Below are 19,160 nucleotides of genomic sequence, written 5' to 3'. Positions count from 1 at the left end.
GGGTGGCCCGCTCGAATGGCAGATTCTGCCACACCGGCATAGCCTGCCGAGGTGAGCACCCCCAGCACCACCGGCAACACCGCCCACCAGCCTGTTTCCGCCACCGCCCCGATGTCCCTGACCGAACGCCGCAAGGCCGAGACCCGCATGGAGATCGCCCGCGCGGCGGCCGCGCTCTTCGTGCGCCGGGGCCTGCGCGCCACACGCGCGGAGGACATCGCCCAGGCCGCGGGGATCGCCCCGCGCACCTTCTACCGCTACTTCGCCTCCAAGGAAGAGGCGGTGGCGCCGCTGTACGCGGCGGGCGCGGAACTCTGCATCCAGGCGGTCCGCGAAGCCCCGCCCGGACTCTCCGTACCGGAGGCCCTCCGGCATGCGGTCGAGCACACTCTCAGCCCAGGCGTGGGCGTCTCGGCGGCCTCCTGGGAATGGGTGCGCACCCTGATCCGCCTGGCCGACGCGAGCCCCGCCCTCGGGAAGGTGTGGGCGGAGGTCTGCCGGACGTCCGAGGGCGCGCTCGCGGCAACCCTGGCGGAACGGCTGTCGCCCGTGGACGCCCCGGATCCGTACGGTCCCGCCGATGCGGACGATTCCGCGGATCGCTCGGATCGCTCGGATCGCTCGGATCGCGCGGATTCCGCCGAGGGCGACGTCGCCCGGCCGCCGGCGATCCCGCCGCACCTCCGTCTCACGGCGGCGGTGGCCGGAGCGGCGATCCGCGTGGCCGTCGAGTCCTGGGCCACCACCACCTCCCCGCCCACCGGCCCGGACGGCCCCGCGACCCTGGCCCTGCAGAACCTGACGGCCCTGGAGAACTACGCCTGGCCGGCGCCCCATTCGCCGTCCGATTCCTGACCGGTTCCGCGGCCAACGATCCCGCCCGTAAGCGGGGCACCCCGCAACCGCAGGTATCCCGCAACCGCGGGCAGCGCAACGCCCCCCGCCCCCAGGACCCCCCTACCCTCCCCCCGCCCCCGCCCGGCTCAACCGTCCGCCCAACTCCCGTACGCACGAGACGAGTTCATCCGGTCCCTGAACCGCGAACTCGCACCCCACCATCGCCAGCCGCACAGCCAGCCACTCCACCGGCTCCCCACTCGTCCCCCGCAGCACGCACCCCCCGCCGCCATCCGCCTCCGGCACCCCGATCCACTCCGGCACCCGCGGGGCCACCTCCTCCACCGCCCCGGCGAACCGCACCTCGAACGCGTACGTGTCCTGCCCCCGCCGCCGGATCGACCGCCGCAGATACTCCGCCGCATCCCCCTCCGGCAACTCCCGCGGAGCGAACCGCACTCCGGTCGCGAAGGGCTCCCGCACCCGGTCCACCCGGAACGTCCGCCAGTCCTCGCGCCCCAGGTCGTACGCGACGAGGTACCACCGCCGGCCCGTCGAGACCAGCCGGTGCGGCTCCGTCAGCCGCCGCGACTCACCGCCCTCCTTGTCCCGGTAGGCGAACCGCAGCCGCTCCCGCCCCGCCACCGTCGACGCCATCACGGTCAGCGTCTCCGGTGCGATGCTCGCCCCGTCTCCACTGGTCAGCGGCGTCGTCGCGGCCTGCAGCGTGGACACCCGGTGGCGCAGCCGGGCCGGCAGCACCTGCTCCAGCTTCGCCAGCGCCCGCACCGAAGCCTCGTCCACCCCCTCCACCGCGTGCCCGGCCCCGGCCCGCAGCCCGACCGCGATCGCCACCGCCTCCTCGTCGTCCAGCACCAGCGGCGGCATGGCCTTCCCCGCGACCAGCCGGTACCCGCCGTCGGAGCCCTTGGTGGCCTGGACCGGATAGCCCAGCTCCCGCAGCCGGTCGATGTCGCGCCGCACGGTGCGGCGGGAGACGCCGAGCCGTTCGGACAGTTCGCCGCCCGGCCACTCGCGCGGTGTCTGCAGGAGGGACAGGAGCTGGAGGAGCCGGGCCGGGGTGTCCGTCGTCATGCTGATCAGGATGCCGCAGATCTAGGACACGATCTGACCTATTGCGGTTCTAGCCTGGGCGCATGACCTCCACGGAACACACCCTCAGTGCCCGGCAGGACCCGGCCCCGCCGGCCGACCGCCGCCGCTGGTTCGCGCTCGCGATCGTGATGACGGCGGCCTTCATGGACCTCGTCGACGTCACGATCGTCAACATCGCGATCCCCTCGATCCAGGAGGACGCGGGCGCCTCGCTCGGCCAGATCCAGTGGATAACGGCGGGTTACGCGCTGGCCTTCGCGGCGGGCCTGATCACCGGCGGCCGGCTCGGTGACATCCACGGCCGCCGGCGGCTGTTCCTCCTCGGCATCGGCGGCTTCACCCTGGCCTCCGCCCTGTGCGGCTTCGCCGCCGGCCCGGAGATGCTGGTCGCCTCGCGCATCCTCCAGGGCGGTATGGCGGCCCTGATGGTGCCGCAGGTCCTGTCGATCGTGCACGCCACCTTCCCCGCCCATGAGCGCGGAAAGGTCTTCGGCCTGTTCGGCGCGATCGTCGGCCTCGGCGCGGTCTCCGGCCCGCTGCTCGGCGCCCTGCTGACCGAGTGGAACCTGTTCGGACTCCAGTGGCGGCCGATCTTCCTGATCAACCTGCCGGTCGGCGTCGTCGCCCTGTTCCTGGGCCGCCGCTTCATCACCGAGTCCCGGGCGCCGAAGGCGTTGAAGCTGGACCTCGTCGGTGTCTCCCTGGTGACGCTCGGCCTGCTGATGCTGCTCTACCCGCTGACCCGTGGCCGTGAGCTGGGCTGGCCGCTGTGGGGCTACGTGTGCATGGCTGGCGCGCTCGGTGTCTTCGCGGCGCTGGTGGCCCACGAGCGGCGCAAGGCGGCCCGCGACGGCTCGCCGCTGATCGAGCTGTCCTTGTTCCGGGTGAAGAGCTTCGCCGCCGGCATCGCCGTACAGACGGTCTTCGGTGTCGCGCTCGGCATCTTCTTCCTGGTCTGGACGCTGTACATGCAGAGGGGCCTGGGCTGGAGCCCGCTGCGGGCGGGCCTGACCGGGGTGCCGTTCTCGCTCGCGGTGTCCACGGCGGCGGGGATGTCGGTGCAGAAGCTGGTCCCGCGGTTCGGCCGGAAGGTGCTGCGGGCGGGTGCGCTGGTCATGGCGGCGGGCGTGCTCCTCTACATCTGGGAGTCGCACCGCTTCGGCCTCTCCATCGCCTCCTGGCAGATGGCGCTGCCGCTGGTCGTGATGGGCGCGGGCATGGGCCTGATCGTCGCCCCGCTGACCGACGCGGTGCTCTCGGAGGTGCCGCGCGAGCACGCCGGGTCGGCCTCCGGTCTGATCAACACCGTGCAGCAGATGGGCAACGCGCTCGGCCTCGGCCTGGTCTCGGTCGTCTTCTTCGGGGTGATCGGCGACCGGCTCACCCCCGCCCAGGTGGGCCCCGCCTTCGTGAACGGCTTCGAGCACGCCCTGTGGTGGGTCGCCGGGATCCTGGGTGCGATCTTCCTGCTGATGTCCGCCCTGCCGAAGCGTCCGGCGCAGCATGTGGAGGGGGCCACCGCCGACGCCCCGGCGGCGGAGAAGGAGCCCGAGCTGGTGGCCTGAGCGGGGGCGACGAGGGACGGGCCCGGCACCGAGCAGGTGCCGGGCCCGTTGCCGTGCCCGGCCCCTCGGCCGGCCTTCCCCGTCTCCGCACGGACAGATCCGGAAGTCCGTTCGTGCCCATTTGACGCCCGAACTTGTTTACTTTCCGGAATCCTGGGCGTAGCCTCGCAGTGAAACCACACATTCGGGCACGAAGTGGAGGCAAACGGGCATGTACGCACCGGAGCGACAGCAGGAGATCCTCCGCCTCGCCCGCGACGGCGGCCGGGTGGACGTGCTGTCGCTGGCCGAGGAGTTCCAGGTGACGGCGGAGACGATCCGCCGCGACCTGAAGGCCCTCGACCGGGCCGGCCTGGTCCGCCGGGTGCACGGCGGAGCCATCCCCGTCGGCCGCCTCGACTTCGAGCCGGACCTGACCGAGCGCGAGTCGACCGCCGCCGACGAGAAGGACCGCATCGCCAAGGCGGCCCTCGCCGAGCTGCCCGCCGGGGGCACGCTGATCCTCGACGCCGGCACGACGGTGGCACGGCTGGCCGCGGCGATCCCGCTGGAGTCCGCCCTCACCGTCGTCACGCACAGCCTCCCCATCGCCGCCCGCCTCGCCGACCACCCCGGCATCCAGCTCCACCTGATCGGCGGGCGGGTACGACACCGTACGCGGGCCGCCGTGGACGCCTGGGCGCTGCGCGCGTACGGCGAGATCCGCGCGGACGTCCTGTTCGTCGCCGCCAACGGCTTCTCCGCCGAGCACGGCCTGACCACCCCCGACCTCGCCGAGGCCGCCGTCAAGCGCGCGGCCGTCGCCGCCGCGCGCCGCGTGGTCCTCCTCGCCGACTCCGCCAAGCACGGCCAGGAGCACTTCGCCCGCTTCGGCGGCCTGAGCGACGTGGACCTGCTGATCACCGACAGCGGGCTGAGCCAAGAAGACGCCGCCGTCATCGAGCGCGGCGGCACGGAAGTGGTGCGCGCATGATCCTCACCGTCACCCCCAACCCGTCCCTCGACCGCACCTACGAGGTCCCCTCCCTGGAGCGCGGCGAGGTCATCCGAGCCACCGGTGAGCGCATGGACCCCGGCGGCAAGGGTGTGAACGTCTCGCGCGCCGTGGCGGCCGCCGGACGGCGCACGGTCGCCGTCCTGCCCCTGGGCGGTGCGCCGGGCGCACTGGTCGCCGAGCTGCTCGACGCCCAGGGCATCGAGGTCGCGCCGGTCCCGGTCGCCGGGGCCACCCGTTCCAACATCGCGCTGGCGGAGGCGGACGGGGTGCTGACGAAGATCAACGCACCGGGCCCGGACCTGTCGCCCGCCGAGCAGGAACTGCTCCTGGACACCGTCCGCGAGCAGTCGCGCGACGCCGACTGGATCGCGTGCTGCGGCAGCCTGCCCCGGGGCCTCGCGCCCTCCTGGTACGCGGATGTCGTCAGCCGGGCGCACGCCGGGGGCGCCCGCATCGCACTGGACACCTCGGGGCGTGCGCTGCAGGAGGCGCTGCGCGCCCGGCCCGACGTGGTGAAGCCCAACGCCGAGGAGCTCGCGGAAGCCGTCGCACGCCCCCTGGCGACCGTCGGCGACGCCCTGAAGGCCGCCGAGGAACTGCGCGGAATGGGCGCGGGTGCCGTGCTCGCGAGCCTGGGCGCCGACGGGCAGCTACTGGTGGACGGCACGGGCGCCTGGTTCGGCAGCGCGCCGGTGGGCACCGTCCGCAGCAACGTGGGAGCCGGTGACTCCTCTCTCGCCGGTTTCCTGATCGCCGGCGGCAGCGGCCCCCGGGCCCTCGCCTCCGCCGTCGCCCACGGCGCCGCCGCCGTGCAGCTCCCGGGCAGCGTGATGCCCGGACCCGCCGATCTGGACCCCGCGGCGGTCACCGTCACGGCCGACATCCCCGTCGACCGCGAACTCAGGGAGCCGGTGTCATGACGTCCGGTATCCGCCCCGGCGGGCGGCACCTGGGCGGCAGCCCACGGCCCACCCGCCCGGACACCCCCGCCCCGCCCGAGCCCGAACGGCGCGGCGCCCCGGCGCCCGTCGCGACCGGCCCTGGGAGGCAGGAACCACCCGGCCCCGGTTCCCCCCACTCCGGAGCCCGCCCCGACCGCACCCCCGTCCCCACCCCCGCCCACTACGTCCCCCGGGCGATACGCGTGCATTGGAGCCCGCGATGAGCGACATGATCACCGCGGACCTGGTCGATCTCGACCTGTCCGCCGACACCAAGGAAGCGGCGGCGCGCGCACTCGCCGAGCGCATGGTGGCCCTCGGCCGGGTGACCGACCTCGACGGCTTCCTCGCCGACGTGGCCGCCCGTGAGGCGCAGATGCCCACCGGCCTCGACGGTGGCATCGGCATCCCGCACTGCCGCAGCACCCACGTCACCGAGCCGACCCTCGCCTTCGGCCGCAGCGCCGACGGCATCGACTTCGGCGCGGCGGACGGCCCCGCCGACCTGATCTTCCTGATCGCCGCCCCGGCCGGCGCCGACGACGCCCATCTGACGATCCTGTCGTCGCTGGCCCGGCAGCTGATGAACGCCGAGTTCACCGACGCGCTGCGATCCGCGGGCGCCGCGGGCACGGCGGCGGCGCTCATCCGCGGGGAGGAGCCGCCGGCCGACGGCGCCCCCGAGAACACCGCCGCGGCGTCGGGGGCGGCCTCCGCCGACGCCGCGGCGGGCAGTACGACGGAGCCGTCGGACACGGGCGCACCGGCCCCGGCGGCCTCCGTCGAACCCGGCTCCGGCCCTGCCGCCGACGCCGGTTCCGTCCCGGACGAGCGGCCCTTCCGCATCGTCGTCGTCACCTCCTGCCCGACCGGCATCGCCCACACCTACATGGCGGCCGAGTCGCTGGAGAACGCGGGCCGCGAGGCCGGCGCCGAGGTGTCCGTCGAGACGCAGGGCTCGGCCGGCTTCACCCGGCTGGACCCGGAGGTGATCGCGGCGGCGGACGGCGTGATCTTCGCGCACGACGTCCCCGTACGGGACAAGGGCCGCTTCGCGGGCAAGCCGACCGTCGACGTCGGTGTGAAGGCGGGCATCAACCGGCCCGGCGAACTCATCACCGAGGTACGGGAGAAGGCCGCCCGCGGCGAGGTCACCGCGGCCGCCTCCGCGAGCACACCGGTCGAGCGGACCGGCGACTCGCGCGAGGGCTACGGCACCAAGCTCCGCAAGTGGCTGATGAGCGGCGTCAGCTACATGGTCCCGTTCGTCGCCGCGGGCGGTCTGCTGATCGCCCTCGGCTTCGCGATCGGCGGCTACAAGATCAACAAGGCGCCCTCGGTGATGGACCACTTCGTGTGGACCCAGGCCGACAGCTGGGGCGCCCTGCTGTTCCAGATCGGCGGCGTGGCCTTCGCCTTCCTCGTCCCGGTCCTGGCCGGCTACATCGCCTACGGCATGGCGGACCGCCCAGGTCTCGTCCCCGGCTTCGTGGGCGGCTCCATCGCGCTGACGATCAACGCCGGCTTCCTCGGCGGACTCGCGGCCGGCCTGATCGCCGGTGGTGTGGTGATGGCGATCCAGCGGATCGGCATTCCGGCGGCGCTGCGCGGCATCATGCCGGTGGTGGTGATCCCGCTGATCTCCTCGGCGATCGTCGGGTTCCTGATGTTCGTCGTGATCGGCAAGCCCATCGCCTCCGCGCAGAAGGGCATGACCGACTGGCTGAACGGCCTCACCGGCACCAACGCCGTCCTGCTGGGCGGTCTGCTCGGCCTGATGATGTGCTTCGACCTGGGCGGTCCGGTGAACAAGGTGGCCTACACCTTCGCCACCGCCGGCATCGCGGTCGCCGACCCGAGCGACTCCGCCATGAAGATCATGGCCGCGGTGATGGCCGCCGGTATGGTCCCGCCGCTGGCGATGGCCCTGGCCACGACCGTGCGCGGCAGGCTCTTCACTCAGACCGAGCGCGAGAACGGCAAGGCGGCCTGGGTGCTGGGCGCCTCCTTCATCTCCGAGGGCGCGATCCCGTTCGCCGCGGCGGACCCGCTGCGGGTCATCCCGTCCGCCATGGTGGGCGGCGCCCTCACCGGCGCCCTGTCGATGACCTTCGGCGCCACCCTGCGCGCCCCGCACGGCGGCATCTTCGTGGTCCCGCTGATCGGCAACCCGTTCCTCTACCTGATCGCCATCGCGGCCGGCGTCCTGGTCACCGCGGCCCTGGTCGTCGTCCTCAAGGGCATGCGCCGCCCGGCACCCGTGGCCACGTCCGACGATCCCGCCACCGGTCCCGCCACGGCGGGGCGTGGGACGAAGCAGGCGGTCGCCGCCTGACGGGGAGCCGCACCTCTTGTCCCTTTGATGCGCTGTGAGTTGTTCACGGCACCTGCGAGATACGTCACGGTCCGGGGCCAAAGTCCCGGACCGTGGTGTCTACTGGGGGGCATGCCTGAGCACGTCTCGACACTCCAGCTGACCGGCGCGGCCGTCCTCACCGCCGCGGGCGTCGTCTGGGCCGTCATCGTGATGCGCCTGCTGCGCCGCTTCCGTGTCGAGGCCGCCGCCGAACGGCGTCGGGCGGCCGCTCTCCCCGTGCTCCCGGTCCTCCCCGCTCTCTCCGCCCTTCCGGAACAGCCGCAGGCCGGACCCTCGCGGGAGACCGTCGAACTGACCCCGGAGGAACAGGACGCCTTCGCCGGCCTGGTACGGCAACTCGGCGGCCGCTGACGGTCGCAGGCGAGGCGAGGCGAGGCGCGGACCGCCGGTCCTGTCGGGCCGGCAGAACTCGGGCCCTGTCGGTGGCGGCGGCCTCAGACCTGTCGTGCCGCCCGCCGCTCCATGGCGTCCCGGGCCGCGTCCTGGGACGTATAGACCTCGCACATGTGCCGCCCGTCGGGGGTCGCCGTGTGCTCCACCTCCCACAGGGAGACCTCGCCGCCGTCCGGCAGCAGGAACGCGTGCTCGTACAGCGCGAAGCTCAGCCCCGCCCGTCCGGCCCGCCCGGGCCGTCCGAACGCCTGGGTGATCTGGTGCGCGGACGCCGTCGCCAGCAGGGCCGCCACCTCCACTCCCGGCCGGTCGGCGTTCTCCGCGCGGCGCAGCAGCCGGCGCGCGTGATCCGCCGTGTCGTCCGGGGCGTACACGTGCCGGGGCTCGGGTATCGCGGAGAGCTGTGTCACCACGGGGAGTTCGAAGTCCGGCGCGTCCGGCGGCAGCGCGAGCCGGCCGGTGGCGGTGTGCAGCTCCTCCTCGTCGACGTACACCTCGTGCTGCGCCTCACCGCCCGGCGTCGTGTTGTGCACCAGCTCCCACAGGGTCACCGCCGAGCCGTCGCCGAGCAGCCAGGTGTGCCGGTAGGTCTCCCGGTGCAGGCCCGCGCTGTGGTGGGCGGAGTGCAGGGAGCTGTCGTGCGCCAGGGCGCACTCGAGCAGCCGGAGCACCTCGTCGGGCAGCTCGAAGGAGTTCAGGGCACGGCCGAGGAGCCGCGCGAGGTGCTCCTCCGGAGACTCGGGCGACTCGGCTGGTTCGTACGCTGCCGTCTCGTACGGAACGCTCAAGGTTTCTCCCGGCGTTGCTGCATGTCACCTAGTGGGTGCATACCGTAGCCCCTCGGTCGGACATCATGTCCCCGATCCGAGAAAACGTATATGGGGAAAACGCGAGGGCCGCGCGAAAAGTTCCCGCGCGGCCCCACGTATCGTCAAAACCCGCCGGTCATCCGGCACTTCCCGCGGTCCAGTCGCTCCACGACAGGTTCCAGCCGTTGAGGCCGTTGTCCGGCGCCACCGTCTTGTCGGGGGAGTTCTTCACGATCACGACGTCCCCGACGAGCGAGTTGTCGTAGAACCACTTGGCCGTGGTGTCGCCCTGCGCGCCCTGCACGTCCGCGAGGCCCACGCAGCCGTGGCTGGTGCCCTCCCGGCCGAACGGCGGGTTGCCCTTGTTGTACCAGTAGTTGCCGTGGATGAACGTGCCCGACGAGGTCAGCCGCATCGCGTGCGGGACGTCCGAGATGTCGTACTCCCCGCCGAAGCCGACCGTGGAGCCGTTCATCCGGGTCTGCACGAACTTCTCGGAGATCACCATCTGGCCGTTGTACGTGGTGTGCTGCGGGCTGCCCGCCGAGATCGGCAGCGTCTTGATGGTCCGGCCGTCCCGCACCACCGTCATGGTCTGGGTGCCGACGTCCACCGTGGACACCTGCGAGCGCCCGACGGTGAAGGTCACCGTCTTCTTCTGCACGCCGTAGACGCCGTCGGCGCCCCGCACCCCGTCCAGGTCGATCTTCATCGTGACCTTGGAGCCGGCCTTCCAGTACTCCTGCGGCCGGAAGTCCAGCCTGCGGTCCCCGAACCAGTGCCCGACGACCTGCTGGCCGCTGCTGGAGGCGACCGTGATGTGCGACTGCACGGCCTTCCGATCGCTGATCGACTTGTCGAAGGTGAAGGACACCGGCATGCCCGCACCGACCGTGGTGCCGTTGTCCGGCGTGTAGGTGCCGATGAAGCTGTTCGCCGAGGAGACGGTGGTGAAGATGGAGTTGGCCGCCGCGGTGCGCCCGTTCCCGTCCTTCGCGGTGGCCGCTATCCGGTACTTCGTGCCGCGCTCGAGCTGCTGCTTCGGCTTCCAGATGTGGCCGTCCGCCGAGATCGCCCCCGGCACCGCCTCGCCGGACCCCGACACGGTCATCTTCACGTCGGTCAGCCGGCCGTCGCTGACCTTGACGCCGGTGGAGTTGATGGACGCGCCGGTCGAGCCGTCCTTGGCCGAGATGACGATGTCGGCCGTGGACGTGGTGGCCGAGCCCTTGCCGCTCTTGCCGTCCTCGCCGGTGGCGCTGGCGTCGCCGCCGCAGGCCGTCAGGGTGAGGGCGCCGACCACCAGGGCGGCACAGGCCCCCAGTACGCGCCGCGTTGCGATGTCCGGCGTTGTCACGGGCTGCTCCCAGTTCATGTGATGTGCTTGATCCGCTCCAGTGCGTGGGAAAAGAGGTCCCCGGCGCCGGGGAGGTTCCCCGCCGGTGGCCGTTGACGTCGTCTGGTGACAGAACCGCGACAATCCGCATCCGGGAGCCACGCTCCCGGGGCCCCGCGGCCGGTACGGCCGCGCCCGTTACGCGCCCGGAGCCCGTCGCTCGCCGTACAACTCCCCGTACGACGGCCACACTCCACCCGGCCCCGAGAACGGCTCGGCGGCGCGCACGGCCCGGACGATCGCGCGCGTCACCAGATCCGCACCGGCCGCGAGGACGTCGTTCAGCTCCAGCGGATGCCCGCCGCCGAGCGGGCGGGCGCCGGTCGCCAGCGCGAACACCGTGTCGCCGTCGTGCAGAAGGTGCACCGGCCGCACGGCGCGCGCGATGCCGTCGTGCGCCGTACCCGCCAGCTTCTGCGCCTGCGCCTTGCCGAGGTCCGCGTCGGTCGCGACCACCGCGAGTGTCGTGTTGAGCGGCGGGGGAGCATTCCGCGCCGCCACCTCCTCCAGACGCCGGCGCGCGGCCTCGTGCACCCGTGCCTCCGGGTACTCCACCCGCCCCTCGAACAACTCCCCGTAGAGCGCCCCCGTTCCGGGGTCCGCGACGGACCCCACGGAGTTCACGACCACCAGCGCGGCCACCGTCACCCCGGAGTCCAGGACCGTGCTCGCGGTGCCCACCCCGCCCCTCAGGCCGCCCGCCACGGCACCCGTACCGGCCCCGACGGACCCCTCCGGCACCCAGGCGCCCGGGGCGCTCGCCGCCGCGGCCTCCACCGCCGCCCGCCCCGTCACCGCGTCCGGGCGGGCGCGGAAGTTCCCGCCCCGGCCCAGGTCGAAGACGCACGCGGCGGGGACCACCGGCACCACGTGCGCCGGATCCGCCCCCACCGGAACCCCGCGCCCCCGCTCCTCCAGCCAGGCCATCACCCCGGACGCCGCGTCGAGCCCGTACGCGCTGCCGCCGGTCAGCACCACGGCGTCCACCCGCTGCACCACGTTGCGCGGATCGAGGGCGTCGGTCTCCTTGGTGCCGGGGCCGCCGCCGCGCACGTCCACGGCGGCGACGGCACCCCCCTCGGGCGCGAGCACGACCGTGGTGCCGGTGAGCCAGCCGTCCCCGGTGCGGGAGGCGTGCCCCACCCGCAGCCCGGCGACATCCGTCAGAGCGTCGACTGTCATGCGGGCCAGTGTGGCCCAACCGGCCCGGACGGGAGGGCGGCGGCGGGGCCCGGGTGAGGGGAGGTCAGGCGGCCGGGACGCCGGCGCCCGAGCGTCGCGCGCGGGAGGTCCGGCGCGCCGTCAGGGTCGCCCCGGTCGCCACCGAGGCCGCCGACACCAGCCCCGTCGCGAGCACCGCCCACTCGCCCAGGAAGGTGCAGCAGATCACCAGCAGCGCCGTGACCGGAAGCACCAGTTGCTGGCGGATGCCGGACTTGAAGTGCCGCGAGTGCAGCGCCCAGACGGTCAGCAGGTACAGCGCGGTCGGCAGGGTCACGGCCGCCGAGGCGGACAGCGTGGAGATGCGCGTCTTGCCGACCGTCTGCTCCACCGACACCTCCAGACCGGCGCCGATCGCGGCGGCCGAGGCGAAGATCAGGTAGTGGCCGTAGCCCCACAGGAACGCCTGGGTGTTGGACCGCAGATGGCCGTGGATGGGCACCACGAAGTAGATCCACCAGGCGGAGAAGACGATCAGCAGGCCGCCGGCCGCGATGGGCAGCAGCTCGCCCAGCGCGTCGTGCTCGTCCACCGCCGACTTCACGGCGACCGTGGCCGCCGCGACCGTCTCGCCGAGCACGATGATGGTGAACAGGCCGTACCGCTCGGCGATGTGATGCGCGTGCCAGGACGTACCGTGGTCCTTCTCCGCGTAGACGGGCACGCACAGCTCCGCGACGGCCATCACCAGGAACACCCAGGGCCGGGCCGGTTCGGGCAGCAGCACGAGACCGAGCCAGCCGACCAGGCACAGGGACACACCGCCGGCGTATCTGAGCGCCGTGGTCCGCTCCGCTCCGTCGGCCGATCCGGCCGCTCTGAGCCACTGCGTGGCCATCGCCAGCCGCATGATCGCGTAGCCGAGCCAGACCACCAGGTAGTCGTGGCGCTCGAACGCCGGGGCGACGCCCGCGGCCAGGACCAGCACACCGGCGATCTGCACCAGGGTGACGACCCGGTAGAGCGCGTCGTCGTTGTCGTACGCCGAGGCGAACCACGAGAAGTTCATCCAGGCCCACCAGATGGCGAAGAAGACCATCGCGTAGTTCAGGATCCCGTCGGCCACGTGCCCCGCGGCCCCCGTGTGCACGAGCTGGGCGCCCGCCTGGGCGATGGCCACGACGAAACACAGATCGAAGAAGAGCTCCAGCGGCGAGGAGACCCGGTGGGCCTCGCCGCGCCCGCGCGCGGTGAGCCGCCGCAGGAGCCCCGGGGACTGCTGTGCGCCCGGCGAGGCGGGCGGCGGAGCGGAACTCGGCGTCATGTCTTCCAGGACAGCAGAAAACAGGGACGAAATCTTGTGAACGGATTCACGAGCCCAGAAGGGCGGTGGGCCGGGGCCGTACCCTTGAGGCATGAGCACCGCCCCCGAACCCGAGCAGCGCGATCCCCGGCCCGAGCAGCGCGACCCCAAGGCCGCGCTGATCTTCGACGATCCGCTGAACCGGCAGAGTTCGGACGACACCGACCGCGGGTGGGGCGAGCGCCCGGACGGCGACAGCGCCGCCGACCTGAGGCGCTTCCTCGACGAGAAGCCGCCCCACCACATCTGATCCGCGGAGCGGAGCGGCGCCACCGCCCGGGGTGCCGGACGGAGCCCCACAGGCGGGTGAGCGGCCCGGTTCGGTGCCGCTAACGCTTGTCGTGGCCCGCCGTGCGCTGCGCGACCAGCGTGTCGCGGATCTCCTTGAGGACCGCCAGCTCGGTCACCTCGATGACCTCGTGCGTGCCCTCGCGCGCCTTCTTCCGGGCCTCCTGCCGCGCCAGGTACTTCGCCATCGGCAGCACCATCAGGAAGTAGACCACCGCGGCCGTGATCACGAAGCTGAGCGTGGCCCCGGCGACCGAGCCCCACATGATCGGCACACCGGTCTTCACCGAACCGTCCGCGTTGACCTGGCACGGGTCCTTGAGGCAGTAGGTGTAGTGATCCAGGTTCTTCGTGCCGATCGCTCCGACCAGCGGGTTGATGAGCCCCTTCACCACCGAGTTGACGATGTTCGTGAAGGCGGCGCCGATCACCACCGCGACCGCCAGGTCGACGACGTTCCCGCGCATCAGGAAGGCCTTGAAGCCCTGCCAGAGGGTGGGTTCCTTCTTCTCGATCACCTCGGGGGCACTCCTCACGTGCACGGGACGCGGAACAAAACGCTCCGCAACCTACGGCACGGTGGGGCCCCCATGTCCAATTCCGCAGCTTGTCCCTACGTCGGAAGAACCGACTGAAGGCGTAATGGCCCGCGCGGTTCAGCACAGCGTCACCGCCAGCCGTGCCGTGGCGCCGGCGCCGACGAGCCCCGCCGCGGCGGCCCGCGGCACGGACAGCACGACCAGGGCCCCGCTGTCCGCCGCGCCCGCCAGGGGCTCGGGCACGCTCGTCACCCGCGCACCGCGCACGAGCACCCGGGCGGCGCCGCCGGCCGACGCGTCCTCGGCGGCGATGACGTCGACCCGGTCGCCGGGCCGCAGCAGCCGCACCGTGGCGGCGTCGGCGATCCGCACCGGCGCCGTCACCAGGTCCGCCGCCCGAGGGGCCCGCACGGGAAGGGTGACCGGATGCCCGCGGGCGCGGTCGCCCCGGTGCGGCTCGCCCGTGGTCCGGGGCCCCGCCGCCACCAGCGCGGCCGCGGTCACGACGAGACCGGCCGCGAGGGCGCGTCCACGACGCCTCAGCAGCCGCTCCAGCCCGTACCGCCCGCCGCGCACCCGTACCGGGGCGAAGGGCGGCACCTCACAGGTCGCCGGGGCGTCGGTGCCCAGCGGGCGGGGCAGCCGGACGGCCGGCGGGGCGGGAGAGCGCGGATGCGGGGAAGAGGGCGTGGAAGGAGCGGGGTACGACGAGGCCAGAGCCATGGGAATCACCGCCGGCGACGAGGGGGATCGGCTTGCGGTGCCACGATGGCGCCTCGGGCCGGACCCCGCCGGCGCCGGTGGACGGCCGGCGGATTGTGGACAACTCGCCCACCCGAAGGGATGAGTGCCCGTGCGCGCCCCGGCCCGCCGGGCCCCGCCCCTCAGCTCACGGCAGGTCGAACCCCGGGTCCATCCCGCCCAGCGCGTTCACGCACAGGCAGTCCCGCGCCCCGGTCTCCGGCAGCGCCGCCACCGCGTCGAACAGCACGTCCCGCAGTCGGTCCACGTTGGCCGCGAACACCTCGAGCACCTCCTCGTGCGAGACGCCCTCACCGCTCTCGGCGCCCGCGTCCAGGTCGGTGACCAGCGTCAGCGACGTGTAGCAGAGCTCCAGTTCACGGGCGAGGGCCGCCTCGGGGTGGCCGGTCATGCCCACCACCGACCAGCCCTGCGCCTGGTGCCACAGCGACTCGGCGCGGGTCGAGAAGCGCGGCCCCTCGACCACGACCAGCGTGCCGCCGTCGACCGGCTCCCACTCCCGGCCGCGCGCCGCCTTGAGCGCGGCGGCCCGCCCCGTGGGGCAGTACGGGTCGGCCATGGACACGTGCACCACGTTGGGCACCGTGCCGTCGGGCAGCGGCAGCCCGTCGAAGAAGGTCTGCGTCCTGGACTTCGTACGGTCGACGAACTGGTCCGGCACGAGCAGGGTGCCCGGTCCGTACTCGGGGCGCAGCCCGCCCACCGCGCAGGGGCCGAGCGCCTGGCGGACGCCGACCGAGCGCAGCGCCCAGAGGTTGGCGCGGTAGTTGATGCGGTGCGGCGGCAGATGGTGGCCGCGGCCGTGCCGGGGCAGGAAGGCGACCCGCCGGCCGGCCAGCTCACCGAGGAAGAGGGAGTCGCTGGGCTGCCCGTAGGGGGTGTCCACCCGGACCTCGGTCACGTCCTCGAGGAACGAGTAGAAGCCCGAGCCGCCGATTACGCCGATCTCTGCGTTCGCCATGACGTGCAGATTAGCTGCCCGGAACGCGGCGGTGGAGCCGGTGCCGGGTACGCCGAAGGCCCCGTCGTCGCAGGACGGCAGGGCCCGGGGAGCGGCGGCTCAGGCCGCGGAGGTGCTGGTGGAGCCGGACGACGACGTCGTCGAGGACGACGTGGACGCGGTCGAGGACGACTTCGCGTCGGACGTGGAGCCGGCCGACGACGAGGACGACTTCGACGCCGGGCTGCTGCTCGACGAGGAGCCGCGGGAATCGTTGCGGTAGAAGCCGGAGCCCTTGAAGACGATGCCGACGGCGGAGAACACCTTCTTCAGGCGGCCACTGCAGGCGGGGCACTCGGTCAGGGCGTCGTCGGTGAACTTCTGCACCGCCTCGAGGCCCTCGCCGCACTCGGTGCACTGGTACTGGTACGTCGGCACTGTCTTCCTCCTGGCACTCTCACTCGATGAGTGCTAACGACGATCCATAGTGACGTATTCCCGGGGTTCAGTCCACCGTGACGGGGACGCGGTGACCGACGCCACGTGCGACCGTGCGGCTCTGCGGCCGGACGGTGAGCCGTGAACGCAGGGCCGCCAGGGTGACCAGCGCGAGCACCGTACCGGCCATCGGCACCAGGAATCCGGCACCGTCCCACAGCCGGTCCTCCAGTTGCCCGGCGACCGTGACCGCCGCCGCCTGGCCGAGCGCGACGGCGCCGGTCAGCCAGGTGAACGCCTCGGTCCGGGCCTCGGCCGGGACCAGGCCCTCGACCAGCGTGTAGCCGGTGATCAGGGCCGGTGCGATGCACATGCCGACCAGCAGTCCGAGCCCGGCCAGCAGCGGTACCGAGTGCGCCGTCCACAGCGCCGAAGCGGTCAGCGCGAGCCCGGTGTAGCCGACGATCAGACGGCGCTGCGGCGCGGCCTTCCAGGCGATCGCGCCGCAGACGATGCCGGAGAGCATGTTGCCCGCGGCGAAGACGCCGTACAGGACGCCGTTCAGGCCGGGCTCGCCGATCGACTCGGTGAACGCGGCCAGCGACACCTGCATACCGCCGAAGACCGCCCCGATGCTCAGGAACGTCACGATCAGCACGCGCACTCCGGGGACGCGCAGGGCGGAGTCGTGCCGCACGCGCGCGTGCCCGGTCTCCGCGCTCACCGGCGGCTGCGTGCTCCTGCTCGCGGCGAACAGCAGGCCGCCGACGAGGGTCAGCGCGGCCTCGGTGACCAGACCCGCGGACGGGGTGACGGCGGTGCACAGCGCGGTCGCGAGCAGCGGCCCGAACACGAAGGTCAGCTCGTCCGTGACGGACTCGAACGCCGCCGCGGTCGTCATCAGGGGCGAGCCCTGGAGCTTTACGCCCCAGCGCGCCCGCACCATGGGGCCGACCTGCGGCACCGAGGCGCCGGTCGGCACGGCCGCCACGAACAGCGCCCACAGGGGCGCGTGCGCCAGCGCGAGCGCCGTCAGGGTCAGACCCGACAGTGCGTGAACCAGGACACCGGGTACGAGGACGGCGCGCTGCCCGTAGCGGTCGGCGAGGCGGCCGCTGTAGGGGGCGAACAGCGCCATGGAGACGCCGGTGGCGGCCGCGGCGGCGCCGGCGGCACCGTACGAGCCGGTGGTGTGCTGCACCAGCAGCACGATGGAGATGGTGAGCATCGCGAACGGCTGGCGCGCCGCGAAGCCGGGGAGCAGGAACGTCCAGGCGCCGCGGGTGCGCAGCAGCTGGCCGTATCCGGGGCGGGGCGGCGCCGGCGAGGTCTTCTCCGGGTCGGAGGTGGTGACCGTGGATCCCACGGCCCGTGCCTTTCTGCCGCCTGGTAGCGCGGGCCCCGTACGGGTCCGGGCGCCGAGAGCTGTCCTCTTGCGCGGAACTGCGGTAGATACCGGTGCCCACGGTGAGTGGGGACGACCCGGCCGCCATACGGTCGCGCCAGCTCTGCGTCAGGCAGAGTTGGTTCGATCAGGGTGCGCCTTCATCGTACAGGGATCACCGCATCGCGGACCTGTGAAAACGAGCACCACCAGGGGGTGCCACCTGGGATTACGGGCGGTGTGAACGGGGCGAAACCTGCACTTAACGGGAGCCGCCCGCCCCGGTCCCGTCCGTGCCCAGCCAGTCCGCCAGTTTGCCGCCCTGCGTGACCGCGCGCAGGCGCCGTTCCGCGGCGTCGCGCACGGGGTCGGTGGCGACCACGAGGAGCTCGTCCCCGTGCCGCAGCACCGTCGTGGGCAGCGGGACGAACGATTTTCCCTCGCGGACGACGAGCGTGACGGCGGCGCCCGGCGGCATCCGCAGCTCGTTGACCTCGACGCCGTGCATCCGGGAGCCCTCGGTGATCGCGAGGGACAGCAGATGGCCGCGCAGCCGCTCCAGGGGCGCCGACTCGATGCCGAGGTCGGAGGCCTCGCCCTGCTCGCCCAGCCGCAGCTTGCGCGCCAGCCAGGGCAGGGTCGGGCCCTGGAGGAGGGTGTAGACGACGACCAGTACGAAGACGATGTTGAAGATGCGGCGGCTGCCCCCGACACCCGTCACCATCGGAATGGTGGCCAGGATGATGGGCACGGCGCCGCGCAGCCCCGCCCACGACATCAGCACCTGCTCCGACCAAGGCACCCGGAACGGGGCCAGGCTGAGCACCACGCTCAGCGGCCGGGCCACCATGGTCAGTACCAGCCCGATGATCAGCGCCGGCCAGACGTCGTCGCCCAGCTCGTGCGGGGTGACGAGCAGGCCGAGCAGGACGAACATGCCGATCTGGGCGATCCAGCCGAGTCCCTCGGCGAAGCCGCGGGTGGCGGGCCAGTGCGGGAGCCGCGCGTTGCCCAGCATCATCGAGGCCAGGTAGACGGCGAGGAAGCCACTGCCGTGGGCGAGCGCCCCGGCCGCGTACGCCGTGACGGCGATGGCCATGACGGCGATCGGGTAGAGACCGGAGGCGGGCAGCGCGACGTGCCGCAGGCCCCAGGAGCCGAACCAGCCCACCGCGAGGCCCAGGGCGGCGCCGATGGCCAGTTCCAGCGCGATCTCGCCCACCAGGGCGTACCAGTGCTCGACCGGACCTTTCGCGGCGAAGGCGACGACCAGGATGACCACCGGGGCGTCGTTGAAGCCGGACTCCGCCTCCAGCATGCCCGTCACGCGCGCGGGCAGCGGGATGCGCCGCAGCACCGAGAAGACCGCCGCCGCGTCCGTCGACGACACCACCGCGCCGATGATCAGCGCCGTCCGCCAGTCCAGCCCCACCAGATAGTGCGCGCCCGCCGCCGTGACCCCGACGCTGATCCCGACCCCCGCCAGGGCCAGCACGGAGGCCGGCGCCAGAACCGGCCGGATCTCCTTCCACTTCGTGCTCAGACCGCCCTCGGCGAGGATCACGACCAGGGCCGCGTACCCGATGACCTGGGTCAGCGCGGCGCTGTTGAAGCTCACGTGGCCGAGGCCGTCCTGGCCCATGACGACGCCGATGCCCAGGTAGACGAGCAGGCTGGGGAGCCCGCTGCGGGAGGAGATCCGGACGGCCGCGACGGCGACGAGGAGGACGACGGAGCAGACGAGCAGGAGCTGGTTGAGGTGGTGAACGTTCAGCGGCGGTTCCTCCCCTTGCTTCTCCGGTTACTTCGTTACCTTACCTAACTCTTGACGCTTTCTTGACGCTTGCCGAGGCA

18 protein-coding genes are annotated in these 19,160 nt (G+C 72.9%); 7 read left to right on the top strand and 11 right to left on the bottom strand.

Translation table 11 applies throughout. From position 1 onward, the window contains the following. Positions 1–147 precede the first annotated feature (147 nt). Entirely contained in the window at positions 148–855 is a 708-nt protein-coding gene (locus tag AB0924_RS11005; RefSeq protein WP_366911226.1) for a TetR family transcriptional regulator, read from the top strand. Positions 856–957: 102 nt separating this feature from the next. Here AB0924_RS11005 and AB0924_RS11000 read toward each other — a convergent pair whose 3' ends face one another. Continuing rightward, on the bottom strand, positions 958–1,932 hold the full coding sequence (locus AB0924_RS11000) for a YafY family protein (RefSeq protein ID WP_366911190.1): 975 nt from the start codon (positions 1,930–1,932) through the stop codon (positions 958–960). Positions 1,933–1,994: 62 nt separating this feature from the next. Between AB0924_RS11000 and AB0924_RS10995 the strand changes: the two genes are divergently transcribed. From AB0924_RS10995 to AB0924_RS10975, 5 genes are all read left to right on the top strand, one after another. Beyond that, entirely contained in the window at positions 1,995–3,518 is a 1,524-nt protein-coding gene (locus AB0924_RS10995) for an MFS transporter (protein WP_358928631.1), read from the top strand. A gap of 211 nt (positions 3,519–3,729) precedes the next feature. After that, a complete protein-coding gene (locus AB0924_RS10990) occupies positions 3,730–4,491 on the top strand; it encodes a DeoR/GlpR family DNA-binding transcription regulator (protein ID WP_358928633.1) in 762 nt (253 codons plus the stop codon). Beyond that, the gene (gene pfkB / locus AB0924_RS10985) at positions 4,488–5,435 is read left to right on the top strand and encodes a 1-phosphofructokinase (RefSeq protein WP_358928635.1); all 948 of its coding nucleotides are present in this window, start codon (positions 4,488–4,490) and stop codon (positions 5,433–5,435) included. Before AB0924_RS10990 ends, pfkB begins: the two co-directional genes overlap by 4 nt. Positions 5,436–5,676: 241 nt before the next feature. Continuing rightward, positions 5,677–7,791, top strand: coding sequence for a fructose-specific PTS transporter subunit EIIC (locus tag AB0924_RS10980; RefSeq protein WP_366911189.1), 2,115 nt, complete (start codon positions 5,677–5,679; stop codon positions 7,789–7,791). A 111-nt stretch (positions 7,792–7,902) separates the two neighbouring features. Then, positions 7,903–8,184 (top strand): hypothetical protein, encoded by a 282-nt coding sequence (locus AB0924_RS10975; RefSeq protein WP_358928639.1) that lies wholly within the window; start codon positions 7,903–7,905, stop codon positions 8,182–8,184. An 83-nt stretch (positions 8,185–8,267) separates the two neighbouring features. Here the strand turns inward: AB0924_RS10975 and AB0924_RS10970 are convergent, their stop codons facing one another. The 4 genes from AB0924_RS10970 to AB0924_RS10955 form a co-directional block, all read right to left on the bottom strand. After that, on the bottom strand, positions 8,268–9,014 hold the full coding sequence (locus tag AB0924_RS10970) for a DUF6227 family protein (protein ID WP_358928641.1): 747 nt from the start codon (positions 9,012–9,014) through the stop codon (positions 8,268–8,270). A 157-nt stretch (positions 9,015–9,171) separates the two neighbouring features. Then, entirely contained in the window at positions 9,172–10,392 is a 1,221-nt protein-coding gene (locus AB0924_RS10965; protein WP_366911188.1) for an Ig-like domain-containing protein, read from the bottom strand. A gap of 177 nt (positions 10,393–10,569) precedes the next feature. Then, on the bottom strand, positions 10,570–11,613 hold the full coding sequence (locus AB0924_RS10960) for a P1 family peptidase (RefSeq protein WP_366911187.1): 1,044 nt from the start codon (positions 11,611–11,613) through the stop codon (positions 10,570–10,572). A gap of 64 nt (positions 11,614–11,677) precedes the next feature. After that, on the bottom strand, positions 11,678–12,916 hold the full coding sequence (locus AB0924_RS10955; RefSeq protein ID WP_366911186.1) for a low temperature requirement protein A: 1,239 nt from the start codon (positions 12,914–12,916) through the stop codon (positions 11,678–11,680). 91 nt (positions 12,917–13,007) lie between these two features. Here AB0924_RS10955 and AB0924_RS10950 point away from each other — a divergent pair, with 91 nt between their 5' ends. Next, positions 13,008–13,205 (top strand): hypothetical protein, encoded by a 198-nt coding sequence (locus AB0924_RS10950; protein WP_358928649.1) that lies wholly within the window; start codon positions 13,008–13,010, stop codon positions 13,203–13,205. Between the two features lie 79 nt (positions 13,206–13,284). Here the strand turns inward: AB0924_RS10950 and mscL are convergent, their stop codons facing one another. The 6 genes from mscL to AB0924_RS10920 all read right to left on the bottom strand — a co-directional run bounded on the left by mscL (position 13,285) and on the right by AB0924_RS10920 (position 19,080). Further along, positions 13,285–13,761, bottom strand: coding sequence for a large conductance mechanosensitive channel protein MscL (mscL, locus tag AB0924_RS10945; RefSeq protein WP_358928651.1), 477 nt, complete (start codon positions 13,759–13,761; stop codon positions 13,285–13,287). Positions 13,762–13,899: 138 nt separating this feature from the next. After that, entirely contained in the window at positions 13,900–14,505 is a 606-nt protein-coding gene (locus AB0924_RS10940) for a hypothetical protein (RefSeq protein ID WP_358928653.1), read from the bottom strand. Between the two features lie 166 nt (positions 14,506–14,671). Continuing rightward, the gene (locus tag AB0924_RS10935) at positions 14,672–15,505 is read right to left on the bottom strand and encodes an S-methyl-5'-thioadenosine phosphorylase (protein WP_358928655.1); all 834 of its coding nucleotides are present in this window, start codon (positions 15,503–15,505) and stop codon (positions 14,672–14,674) included. Between the two features lie 99 nt (positions 15,506–15,604). Further along, on the bottom strand, positions 15,605–15,922 hold the full coding sequence (locus AB0924_RS10930) for an FmdB family zinc ribbon protein (RefSeq protein ID WP_358928657.1): 318 nt from the start codon (positions 15,920–15,922) through the stop codon (positions 15,605–15,607). Positions 15,923–15,989: 67 nt separating this feature from the next. Further along, the gene (locus tag AB0924_RS10925; protein WP_366911185.1) at positions 15,990–17,288 is read right to left on the bottom strand and encodes an MFS transporter; all 1,299 of its coding nucleotides are present in this window, start codon (positions 17,286–17,288) and stop codon (positions 15,990–15,992) included. Positions 17,289–17,568: 280 nt separating this feature from the next. Then, positions 17,569–19,080 (bottom strand): potassium/proton antiporter, encoded by a 1,512-nt coding sequence (locus tag AB0924_RS10920; RefSeq protein ID WP_366911225.1) that lies wholly within the window; start codon positions 19,078–19,080, stop codon positions 17,569–17,571. Positions 19,081–19,160: the final 80 nt, after the last annotated feature.

Origin of the sequence: Streptomyces sp. NPDC047869, assembly GCF_040704065.1 — a bacterium.
In the GTDB taxonomy this organism is placed as follows: domain Bacteria; phylum Actinomycetota; class Actinomycetes; order Streptomycetales; family Streptomycetaceae; genus Streptomyces.
Note: the sequence above shows the minus strand (reverse complement) of the source record. Positions and strands in the feature narration are given on the sequence as shown.